We start from the raw sequence: 12,237 nt of genomic DNA on the forward strand, positions 1-12,237 counted from the left end.
CTATGAGTTCGATCTGGGCAAAAAACGGTGCATAATCCTTCTTTCCAGACCTTTGCGGCCTTACAACAGCAACTGCGCCAGCGTTGGCAAGATTCGGCTGATTTTGAGGCGGACGATCAAGATATTTTAGTGGTGCCTTCTTTTAGTGTGGATCAGCGGGTCGGCCAGAAGGTGCCTGGATTTTTGCATTATGAAGAGCGGTTACTGTTCTCACTGATTCGCCTGCGCAATCCCCACACGCGCTTGATTTACGTTACTGCCCAACCGCTCGCTCCCTTAATTATTGATTATTATCTCCAGCTCCTATCGGGAATTCCGTTTTCCCATGCCCGCGATCGCCTGCTCTTGGTGACCACCTATGACAACTCCTACAAACCTTTAACCCAAAAGATTTTGGAGCGGCCCCGGCTGGTGGAAAGAATTCGCCGCGCCCTGCGCCCCAACCAGTCCTATATGGTGTGTTACAACTCAACGCCCCTAGAACAGGAACTGTCAGAAAAACTGCAAATTCCCCTCTTTGCCGCTAGCCCCAGCCTGAACTATTGGGGCTCGAAAAGTGGCAGTCGCGAGATCTTTCAGACGGCGGGTGTTCCGTTTCCCGATGGCAGTGCTTTGGTAAAAACGGTGCCGGAATTGATCCAGGTTACGGCGCAACTATGGGAGCGACAACCCCACCTCAAACGAATCGTGATCAAACTAAACGAGGGCTTTTCGGGGGAAGGGAATGCAGTGTTAAAGTTACCTGCTCTGTCGCCAGGAGCCAGTTTTACGGAACATTGTGAACAGATTGCGGCGGCTTTGCCCAAGCTCAGTTTCCAGGCCAGCGGCGAAACCTGGGATAATTTTGCCTCGCGCATTCCCGAACTAGGGGCGATCGCCGAAGCCTTTATCGAAGGAGATCCAAAGCGATCGCCCAGTGTCCAAGGGTTAATTACGCCCAGTGGCGAAGTCCAAATCCTCTCGACCCACGACCAAATTCTGGGGGGACAGGATGGCCAAATTTACTTAGGATGCCATTTTCCAGCCGCCAGCGAATATCGCCTACAGTTACAGGAACTGGGCCTAAAAGTCGGCAAGATTCTCGCTGAAAAGGGAGCGATGGAACGCTATGGCGTTGATTTTATCGCCACCGAAAACCCCGACCACAGTTGGGATCTCCAGGCCATTGAAATTAACCTCCGCAAAGGGGGCACCACCCATCCGCTGATGACATTGCAACTGTTAACCAACGGCTTCTATGACTGCGCTACAGGGTCATTCTTCACCCCCCAACACCAGAAAAAATACTACATTGCCTCCGACAATCTCCAGAAACCCCAATACCAAGGCCTCCTGCCCAGTGATTTGATGGATATCATCGCCGCCCATGGCCTCCATTTCGACAGCAGTACGAAAACAGGGAGCGTGTTTCACCTGATGGGCACTCTTTCAGAATTTGGCAAATTAGGGCTGACCAGCATTGGGAATTCTCCCGAAGAAGCCGCCCAAATTTATCAACAGGTCGAGCAAGCTTTGGATTTAGAGACAACCAGTCAACGCCCTGCAACGGTCACGCTTCCCTTGACGTGGTAAGTCTTTTCTAAGGAACCTCAATCCGTATTCTTGGGCAAGATGCCACAGCACCACCTTTGAGAAGGGCTGAGGGCTTCAATACTTGCGCTCTTTGGGCTCAAAACGATTAATGACGACGGGCATATACTCAATCGTTACACCTGTGTCGTTGCAGAAACTCAGGGTATGGGCTAGATAGGTTTGATCATCCCTGGTGGGGAAATCTTCCCTGGAGTGCGCCCCCCGGCTTTCTTTGCGGTGGTAAGCAGAGGTAAGAATGGCTTCTCCGACTTTTAAAATGCTCTGTAACTCTAGGGCTTCAATCAGTTCCGTATTCCAATGGATATCTTTGTCATCAAGAAAAAGATGATTGTATTGATCCTTAAGATGTTGAATTTGTTCTAGCCCTGCCGCCATGGTTGCCTCGGTTCTAAAGACACCACAATGGTCGCTCATGGCGTCTTGAAACTGCTGCCTGAGATTATGGATGCGCAGATTGCCGGATTGATTGAGAAGTTGCCCGATGCGATTTTTCGCTTCGTCTAAATATTGTTGTTCGTTAATCTCTGGAAAAAGGCGATCGCCAATATAATCGGCAATCTTGCCACCGACCCGCTGGCCATAGACCACACATTCCAAAAGAGAATTGCTGCCGAGACGGTTGGCTCCATGGACAGAAACACAGGCGCATTCCCCCGCCGCAAAAAAGCCCTCGGTTAATTCGGTACTGTTGCACCGCACCCGACCATCGGTATTCACGGGGATGCCGCCCATGGAATAGTGAGCCGTGGGACGCACAGGCATCGGTTCATTAATGGCATCAACGCCGACAAGACGGTAGGCTTCTTCCCAACAAAAGGGTACCCGCTCCATAATTTTTTCCTTACCCATGTGGGTGAGATCGAGATGGACAAAATTGCCGCCCGCACTACCATCAGGATGAATGCCCCGTCCGGCCCGAATTTCTAGGGTAATCGCCCGGGAAGTAATATCCCGTGGGGCCAATTCCATCTGCTTCGGGGCGTACTTTTCCATAAAGCGATCGCCATCACTATTTCTCAGATAAGCTCCTTCTCCCCGCACCGCCTCCGAGATCAGAACTCCCACTGGAAAAAGTCCGGTCGGATGGAACTGCACAAATTCCATATCTTCTAAGGGCAACCCCACTGCCGCCGTCATCGCCAGACCGTCTCCGGTGGAAGCAAAATCATTGGAGGTCGTATTAAACACCCGGCCATAGCCCCCCGTTGCAAACATCACGGCCTTCGTTTGGACAATTTCTAAATGTCCAGTTTCGATGTGATACATGACAATGCCCTTCGCCTGATTCTCCTCAAAGATCAGGTTCATCACGTACCATTCGTCGTAGATTGTGACCCCATTGCGCCGTAGGTTATTCACCAGTTCATGGAGGATCGCGTGACCTGTTTTATCGGCGGCGTAGCAAGTCCGTTTGTGGGAATGACCCCCGAAGGCGCGTTGGGCAATGCGACCATCCTCTAGGCGCGAAAACAAAACCCCTAAATGTTCCAATTCGATAATCACATCCGGGGCTTCTTTCGTCAGAATTTCGACGGCATCTTGATCGGCGAGGTAATCAGAACCTTTGACCGTATCGAAGGCGTGGGCTTCCCAATTATCTTCTGGATCAACATTTTTCAAGCTGGCAGCAATCCCCCCTTGGGCCGCCACGGAATGGGAGCGGATCGGATGGGTTTTCGCGACGAGTCCCACATCAAAGTTTGGATTTTTCTTTTTAATCTCAAGGGCAGCGCGGCAGCCAGCCAAACCACCACCGACAATAATGACGTCGTGTTGCAACATATCCACAAAGATCAGGGGTTATTCTTTCTATTGTGGGTTAGAGGTCGGGGAGAAAGGCGATCGCCCTTACGGTTTTTTACATCTCTCTCTCCTGATCAAGACTTTCCAAAGGGAAAATTAGAGCGTTACGATAAAGGGGTGAAGCAATCTCTTTTTCCTGCCCAATCCCTCACCGCTGGCCACTGGTTCAAACTCATCTGTGGTGCGAGTTTTCAGCATCTCCCCGCCATCCGTGATTTGACCCTCGTCTATAGCTTAGTGGGTGCCGATTGCATTGATGTGGCCGCCGATCCGGCGGTGGTGACCATGGCCCAGGAAGCGCTCACCCAGGCGGAGGCGATCGCCCGTCAAAATCCCGCAAAATTTCCCCAATGGCAGGGCAAACCCTGGTTGATGATTAGCCTTAATGACGCCGAAGATCCCCACTTCCGCAAAGCGTTTTTTAATCCAAATCGTTGTCCCGCCGATTGCCCACGCCCCTGCGAAACCGTTTGTCCTGCCCTAGCGATTGATCACACGGGTGTAATTGGCGATCGCTGTTATGGTTGCGGCCGCTGTTTGCCCATCTGTCCTTTGGGTTTAATCGAAGCGAAAAATTATATTTCTAGTCCCCACATTGCGGCGGAAATGATCACGACCATGGCGATCGATGCGGTGGAAATCCATACCCAAGTGGGCCATTTTGCTGATTTTCAACGGCTTTGGCAGACCCTCAAACCCGTCCACCATCACCTCAAATTACTTGCGATTAGCTGCCAAGATCATCCCGATGTGTTGTCTTATCTCGAACAATTGCTCATAGAAATTCAGCCCCTAGATTGTCTCCTCCTTTGGCAGACCGACGGACGACCGATGAGTGGCGACATCGGCAAAGGGACAATCCATGCCAGTATCCAGTTCGCCCAGAAGGTTCTCCAGAGCGGCTTACCGGGTTATGTGCAACTGGCGGGTGGTACGAATAATCACACCTTCGATAAATTGCGACATCTTGGTCTATTGAATGAAGGGCGATCGCCTTTTATTGCTGGGGTTGCCTTTGGCGGTTATGCCCGAAAAATACTCCAACCGTTCCTTGAAAATGCCGTTGAAATGCAGCCGCAACCCCTCGAATCTGATCCCGAACGGTTTGACCAGGCGATCGCCCACGCCACCCAGTTGATAAATCCATTAAAATCTTCGTTAAACCCAAGCCTTAGTCTATGACTGCACCCCAATCCCCCGCTTTTCCGGCCCACCGTCGCCTCGTGACGGACGATCTCGAAAAACTGCTGACAATTTTGCCCGATGCGATCCGCGATCGCCTCGCCGACCACCCCAATAAAAACGCCCTGATTGAAGTGGTGATGGATCTCGGTCGCATCCCCGAAGCTCGCTTTGAAAATAGCACCGAAGACCTAGGCGATCGCCCCATTAGCCGCGAAGATTTGCAATATTCCGTAGAGCGGGTGGGGATGTTTAGTGGCGACAACCGGGCGGGTATCGAACGCACCCTGCACCGGATCAGTGCCATGCGCAACCGCCAGGGGGACATCGTTGGTTTAACCTGTCGCATCGGTCGCGCCGTGTTTGGCACGATTTTGATGATCCAGGAACTCGTTGAAAGCGGTAAATCGATTCTCCTGTTGGGACGGCCTGGGGTCGGTAAAACCACGGCGCTGCGGGAAATTGCGCGGGTTCTCGCCGATGACTTTGGCAAACGGGTGGTGATTATCGATACCTCCAACGAAATTGCCGGGGACGGGGATATTCCCCATTCCGCCATTGGTCGCGCCCGCCGGATGCAGGTGGCTACCCCGGAATTGCAACATAAGGTGATGATCGAGGCGGTGGAAAACCATATGCCTGAAGTGATTATCATCGATGAAATTGGTACAGAACTTGAAGCCCAGGCCGCCAGAACCATTGCCGAACGGGGTGTTCAACTTGTCGGGACAGCCCACGGTAATCGCATCGAAAACCTGATTAAAAACCCGACTCTCTCGGATCTTGTCGGCGGCATCCAAGCCGTTACCCTGGGGGATGAGGAGGCTCGCAAACGGCGATCGCAAAAAACCGTCCTCGAACGAAAAGCGCCTCCAACCTTTGATGTGGCCGTAGAAATGCTAGAACGACAACGGTGGGTGGTTCATAGCGATGTGTCGATCACCATTGATACCCTCTTGCGGGGTCACCAACCGTTACTGGAAGTACGCACCGTCGATGATCAAGGCAATGTGAAGATCACCGAGGAAATGGAGCACCCCGTTGAGATTCCTAACTGGAACCCCCAAACAAAGATGGCCCCTGAACCCAGCCGTCCACGGGGACTGCGTGCTTCTGGCAAAATGGCTCCTCTCCCTTTCGGTAGCCAGAAAAAAAAATTAGTTTCCCCGAGAAGCAACGCCCTCGATCCCCTCATTGATCAATCTTGGATTGCCCGTGATCCGCAACAGCAGGAGAAAGTGCGGGTGCCTGGCCCCAACGGTGAAGATTACCCCGTGTATGTCTATCCCTACGGCGTCGGGCGATCGCAGCTAGAGCAGGTGATCGAAATTTTGCGGCTGCCCATCGAACTCACCAAAGATCTCGAAGGGGCCGATGCGGTTTTAGCGTTGCGATCGCAGTTAAAAAATCACTCTAAATTGCGTCAAATCGCCCAAACTTGCCATGTGCCGATCCATGCGGTGAAGTCCAATACGATCCCCCAAATCACGCGGGGTTTGCGGCGCATTTTGAATTTAGATGATCCCCAAAACCAAGAACCGACGGATTTACGGTTATTTGCCCAAAGCAATAGTGACGACGAAATCGATGCCCTCGAAGAAGCCCGCCTGGCGGTAGAGCAAATCGTGATTCCCCAGGGTCAACCCGTGGAACTGCTGCCCCGTTCGGCCAAAATCCGTAAGATGCAACACGAATTGATTGAACATTACCGTTTGCAATCATCGAGCTTTGGGGAAGAACCCAACCGCCGCCTGCGGATTTTCCCTGCCTAATTCACCTCTAACGTCGAAGAAGTACTTCTGCCAAAGGTTTCGGCGTTGTATTGCAGTGACACTTCAGCCCCAGGATAGTCAAAGCTGCCGGGGGTGATGGCGCGGACTAAATAGTGCAGGTTGTATACGCCCGCATTCAGGCGATCGCCATAGGCAACGACTTTATCTTTATAGATTTTCTGGTAACGCAATTGCCATGCGTCCTGTTGGGGTTGGTAATAGGTGGTGGCGGTTTGGAAGGCGGTATCAATCGCCTCGAAGCCGGCGGGCAGGGGATCGCTAATCAGCACATGATCGACGGGGTGATCGGTAATTACTTCTAAGCCAATGTCAAAGACTTGTCCGGCTTCGACGCTAAAGGGTTCTTTGAGGTCGTACAACCCATATTTACGAACAACCTCGGTTTGGTTGGCGGGGCGGATATAGCGGGTGATGCGCAATCCATTTAATTTGCCGGGTTGGCTGCCCGGGAGACGGTAGTTAAATTCACTCAGGTAATGGAGTTTGCCGTCGCCGTCTTGTTGAATGATCAGTTGGCGATCGCCTTTGGGGAGATCCTGCATCGGCACATTGACAGTGGCACTGGGATTTTCGTAGCCTTGGAAATTAAATTCACCCAATTGTTGGCGGTCAAGTTTGACAATACTACTCAAGTTCGGTGGGGTCGTTTCGGTTTCGCTATAGACGGTCAGTGCGGTGAGGGCTTGGGCGTTGTCATAACTGGTTTGCCATGTGCCATCGCGCCGTTGATCGAGCAACCCTTGTAAGACTTGGCTGAGGGTGGTGGGGGTTTGCTCAATGTCCACAAAAAGCCGGAGGGCTTGGGACTGGGCGGTGGTGTTGGAGTGATACCAAAACCAGCGTTGGGGCAAATTAATCTGGGCGGTGCGTCCGGTTTGATAAATTAACTCGTTGACTTCATCAGCTAACTCCTGGGCTTGGATTTGCCAATCGAGCAGTTGGGAAAGGTGGCGGGCTAATTTAATGTTGCCGACGGTATCAAACTCCTCGCGGGCATCATACAAAGTTGCCGCAAAGTCGCCGCGCACATCCCCCAGTTGATCGAGGGCTAAGAGGGTTTCGAGGCGGACGGTATTTTTACAATTGGTGGTGCTGCATTCGCTAAATTGGGCAGGATTGGCAAGGGTTTGATCAAGATAGGTTTTCAGTTTATTCACCAAATTTTCATCAACGGATAATCCGGCTTGCTGGGCAAGGGCGATCGCCTCGGCGGCGTAGGGGGTGACATAGGGATCGGGGGTGTCGTCTCCGGGGAAGGAGGCAAAGCCACCACTGGCGAGTTGCAATTGGCTGAGATGGGTGAGGGCTTGGCTCGCTTCGGTTTGGATATCAAAATTCTCGAAGGCTTGACCATAACGCTGTTTGAGGATTTCTAAATTCGCGGCAATGAGTAGTTGACTGGCAGTGGGTTCGAGGAATGGGAAATCGTCGTCGTTAAACGTATCTTGGGCCGGGGCGGTTAATTCTGGGATTAGGGTACTGGCAACGGTGACCGTTAAACTGCCTTGGTTGGGAACCACCTGCCGATCGATGTTCAGGGGAATTTTTACTTCAGCCTCGGTCAAAATCCCCGTGGCGATCGCCTGTTCTTTGACCGCTAATTGCTTCACGTCGAGGGGCACTTCCACGGCATCGGCGACCCCATTTTTCTGGGTTGTAAATTTAAAGGTGGCGGTTCCGGCTTCGTTGGCGACCATCGGGAAACGGTACACCTCGGTATTATTGCCAATTTCGGCGGTTTGCGTTTGCCGTTGTTTATTCCCTTGGACAAATTCCATCGCCCCCTGTACTTGGGCTTCAATATTTAAGCGACCTTTGGCACCCGTGGTATTGGTGACCATCACGCCCCCCTCAAGGCGATCGCCCACCCGCGCAAATTGGGGGAGAACGGGATTGGTGAGCAGGGGTTGGGTGGCGATAAAGGTTTCGTCGCCATTACCAAAACGCATTTGATCATCCGTTGCCACCACGAGGACGCGCCAGGTGGTCAGGTCATCGGGCAGCATGAAGGAGACGACCGCTTGACCGTTGCTGTCCGTTAAAACGGAACTATCGTAGAAGGCGATCGCCTTAAAATCGGTGCGGGTGCGGGTATTTGCTAAAGCCGAGGATGCGCCACCGCCATAACCCCAACCTTTTGCTTCGGTCGAGTCCATCGGCGCAATGGTCACATCGGGGCGATTGTCTGCCCAGCGGGTGGTGATCGGTTGATCGCGATAAATTTCAGCCAGCAGATCGGGAGGACGATAGCCCGTCAATTGCAAAATCGCTTCATTGACCACCATCACCGTTAACTGTCCGGCAACGGGTTGATCCGCTTGGTCTTTGAGTTGCAGATTTAAGGTTTGTGCGTCACCGGGCATCACCTGATTCTGCTGGGGCTGAATGGCGACGGTTAATTTTTTCTCGGCGAGGCTCGTGCGGAAATCGTCAAAGCCAATTTTCATCAGCTTATCCACACCATTTTTGCGGGCAGCTTCAATGGATTCCCCCTTATGAATTAAAACGGCTTCCACCGCAGCATTGGGCAACATCTCCGGCGTGACGGTAAATTGCACTTGGGGGGCGGCTCCGGTCACGGTTTGCTGGGTTTCGTACAGCACGCCGTGGCGAATCACAGAAAAATATAGTTCTGCTTCGGGGTAGGGGGATTGAATTAATGCGGTTGCGGTGTCGCCAATTTTGTATTCATCTTTGTCGAGGGTGACTTCCACGCGGTTATTGTCGAAGCGATCGCCCCAATTAAACCAGCCCGCACCGCTGACCCAAATGAAACTATCGGTGGCGGCGGCATCGGGTTGCCCGCTAATGGTGGCATGGAGGCGATAGGAACCACTGTCGGGGGCAGTCAGTTCAACGGTTTGGGGTTTGGCAGCAGATTTAATAGTTTGGCTGGCGATCGCCTCGTATTCCACTTGGGGGCGTTTAACTTGAGATCCCTCGATAATTTGGGAAACTTCGCTGTAATTGACCTTCTGCAATTCTAATTTGACCGTTTGCCCTTCCATCGCTTTCCCGTCGGGACTGGTGACAATCACTTGGGTTTTAAAGGGTTTTTCCGCATCGGCAACAAAATCATGGTTGATCCCAATCAGGCGATCGCCGGGCAACGCGGTAAAGGTTTGGGTATTGGACACGGATAGATTCGCCGCATCGGTCACTTCCGTTTCCACGCGATAGGTCACTGGATAGGGCAAATCTTTCGCCACTTCAATTTGCTGAGAACTTTGTCCCCCATCGTTTAAGGTTTTTTGCGTTTGCAGAACATCGCTACTAATGGACGGCTCCGTTTCCGACCAATGCCACTGCCGCCCAAACTGGAATTCGTCCCACCCCTCCGGTTGAAAATAACCGCGACTGCGGGTGACGTAATAATTCACCTTGCTGTTGCTCACGGGCGCACCAAACAAATAATCGCTCTGGGTCGTAGCCGTCAGGCGATCGCCCATCTTTGCAAATTTTTGATCAAGCTTGAGATCCACTTTGAAATTGGGCGGCCGGAATTCAGCCACTCGAAAATCCCCGTAAATATTCACCCCATTCGGTGCTTCGGCGCGGAGGTAATAACTCCCCAAATCCTGCGTTTTCGGCACATCCCATTCCACCGTAAACGTGCCGTAGCGATTCGTTTGGAAGTTGCCTAAAGTGGTCTCTTCCCCCTCTGGATTACTCAAGATTACCTTGTAATTTTGGTTAATATCCTGCCGCAATTTCCCATTTTTTAAATAATAGGCAACCCCTGTAAAATAAGCCTTTTCGCCCGGTTGATACAGTTGGCGATCGCTAAAAATCGTGCCCCGCCCTTGGGTTTCCCCATTATCCCAATCGGCATAAATCCCGTAACCGTAGGAACCGCTGTACTCATCGGTACGCGTAAAAGCCCAGTCCGAATTTTCGCGGGCAATCACGAGTAATTGCGGCGCATATTCTTGACCCTGCACACATCTGCGCCAATCACGTCCCGTCACCAGCAAATTACCACCCCCATCGGTCTGTCCCGTAAAACAAGCTTGGGGATTTCCCTTCGTTTTTTGATCTAACTTGGATTGATAAATTTCGATCTGGACATTAGGGACAGCCTCCCCCGTATCCAGATGGTGTACCCGCACAATGCCCGACTCCGGAAACCACTGGGCAAACACCCCCAAATTCGTCAACTGCACCAAGCCATAATATTGTGGCGATCGCCACTGGGTTTGATTATTCTGATCCTTATAGGTATTGGTTTTTGCCGTAATCCCGTAGGCGAGTAAACCCGTATTCCCACCCAATTTTTCCCGAATCGGAATCGGCGTTTTCACCGACTGATTTTTCGGTTGTTTGACTGTAATGCTTTCCCAACTGCCTTCTGACGGCACTAAATCAGTGCTGTTATTTTGCGGATAAGCCGTTTCCGCATAAACCAAATCCGTCGGTTGCACCACCCGATAACCCACCTGAAACTTGCTTTCGGGTAAATTAATCGTTTCAATATCAAGATTCAGATCCGTCCCCGCCGGAAAAATATTCAGATCCCGCTGCGCCCAAATATCCGCCGCCACATCACCGGGGTTATAGGTAATGGTTTGATCCTTGCCGAGGGTCTGCCCGTATTGATCCTTAAGATTTTTGCTAATCGTGATCGTGTAATCGGTATTCGGTTGGAGCACCCACGGATTCAGATCCACCGAGCGGCTACCGGGATAGGTACGAACGGCGAGATCATCCCCCTCCGGTTTTGGGCTAATCGTAATATTTTCTACCGCCGAATCCGCATCCAAACCATTATTAAAAACCAGTTGCGCACTCCCTTTCACAAAGCGACCATAGGCTCCCCCCGCATCCGGCTGCCCATAGAAAGTCATTTCTTCATATTGCAACGGCGCATAGGTTTTAAAGACGGAACGAAAGCTTTTTTCGGTGGGCAAGTTGCCTTGGTCTGGGGCGATTCCCGGTTGAAATTCTAGGGTGTATTGACTTGCTTTCTGTAAAGGTTGACGAGGTTTAATAATGTATTGCCAGGTTTTTTCTGGATCGAATTGACCGTCTGAAAGAATATCTGCTGGCGGTTCCTGCATCGTAACAGTTGCCTTAACTTTGCTCTGGCCGCTGACAAAAACAGTATGTTGCTTGAGGGAGTCGAGGTCGAGTCGGGTGTTGCTAGTCACTGTGCTTGCTTCCTCAAGACCCAAGGGTTCTGCATCTTCGGGCAAAGTGCCAACAACCCCGGGTAAATTGCTGAGGCGAATTTGGGGCGTTTGAAATGTCCAAGCTAAATCTTCCGTGAGTTGATTATTTTCGAGATCCCCTAAACCGGATTTGAGAGTGACTTGGAAACGGGTAGCTTTGGGTAGGGGTTGGTCGGCTTGAAAACCAATCATTTTCGGTGTGAGAAAGCGAAATTGCCCAGAAATGGCGGGAATCAATTCAATCTTTTGGAGGAGGGCTGTTTCCTGGGGGCTTTCGAGTTGGGCGACGGGAATCAGGGGATGTTTAAACAGAATCCTGATTTGGGCGAGGTCGGCGGCTTCTCCGGTGGGGCTAATTTCGGTGATCCAGTCGGGTAGTTCTGGTAAAGGGAGCGCAGCAACGGCGGGAAAAGGCGCGGCTTGGTTGGTGACTTGGCTGATTTGGAGGATTTGTTGGCACCCAGACAATCCGGCGATCGCCAACAGACAGCTTAAACAGGCCAGTAAGAGAAATTTAACAAAGCGACGTGGAAACCCCATACAATGCCCTCTGATTCTCTCTTCTGTGATAACGAATCCCCCTGGCAATAAACGATTTTTCGTATATTTCTTAAAAACGACAAAGATATTAATTCGTGACGAAATTGTGGCGATCGCCGGGGGAGCCATTGGGTAAAATGACGCAATCTTGATGAAAA

General features: G+C 51.5%; 5 protein-coding genes. 3 read left to right on the forward strand and 2 right to left on the reverse strand.

Annotated elements, in window-relative coordinates:
- Positions 1–27: 27 nt before the first annotated feature.
- A complete protein-coding gene (locus tag AWQ22_RS12950; protein WP_065711352.1) occupies positions 28–1,572 on the forward strand; it encodes a peptide ligase PGM1-related protein in 1,545 nt (514 codons plus the stop codon).
- A 75-nt stretch (positions 1,573–1,647) separates the two neighbouring features.
- On the opposite strand, the gene AWQ22_RS12955 is transcribed toward AWQ22_RS12950, so the two are convergent.
- Positions 1,648–3,375, reverse strand: a complete 1,728-nt coding sequence (locus AWQ22_RS12955; RefSeq protein ID WP_065711353.1) for a succinate dehydrogenase/fumarate reductase flavoprotein subunit — start codon at positions 3,373–3,375, stop codon at positions 1,648–1,650.
- A 138-nt stretch (positions 3,376–3,513) separates the two neighbouring features.
- Between AWQ22_RS12955 and ldpA the strand changes: the two genes are divergently transcribed.
- Together ldpA and AWQ22_RS12965 are read left to right on the forward strand one after the other, a co-directional pair.
- Positions 3,514–4,578 carry a circadian clock protein LdpA gene (gene ldpA / locus AWQ22_RS12960; protein WP_065711354.1) on the forward strand — a complete coding sequence of 355 codons (1,065 nt, stop codon included), beginning with the start codon at positions 3,514–3,516 and terminating at the stop codon, positions 4,576–4,578.
- The gene (locus AWQ22_RS12965) at positions 4,575–6,350 is read left to right on the forward strand and encodes a R3H domain-containing nucleic acid-binding protein (RefSeq protein WP_012308166.1); all 1,776 of its coding nucleotides are present in this window, start codon (positions 4,575–4,577) and stop codon (positions 6,348–6,350) included. The genes ldpA and AWQ22_RS12965 overlap by 4 nt, the downstream gene beginning before the upstream one ends.
- On the opposite strand, the gene AWQ22_RS12970 is transcribed toward AWQ22_RS12965, so the two are convergent.
- A complete protein-coding gene (locus tag AWQ22_RS12970; RefSeq protein WP_065711355.1) occupies positions 6,347–12,079 on the reverse strand; it encodes an alpha-2-macroglobulin in 5,733 nt (1,910 codons plus the stop codon). The two genes, AWQ22_RS12965 and AWQ22_RS12970, sit on opposite strands and share 4 nt — an antisense overlap.
- Positions 12,080–12,237 lie beyond the last annotated feature (158 nt).

This window comes from Picosynechococcus sp. PCC 7117, assembly GCF_001693275.1.
In the GTDB taxonomy this organism is placed as follows: domain Bacteria; phylum Cyanobacteriota; class Cyanobacteriia; order Cyanobacteriales; family MRBY01; genus MRBY01.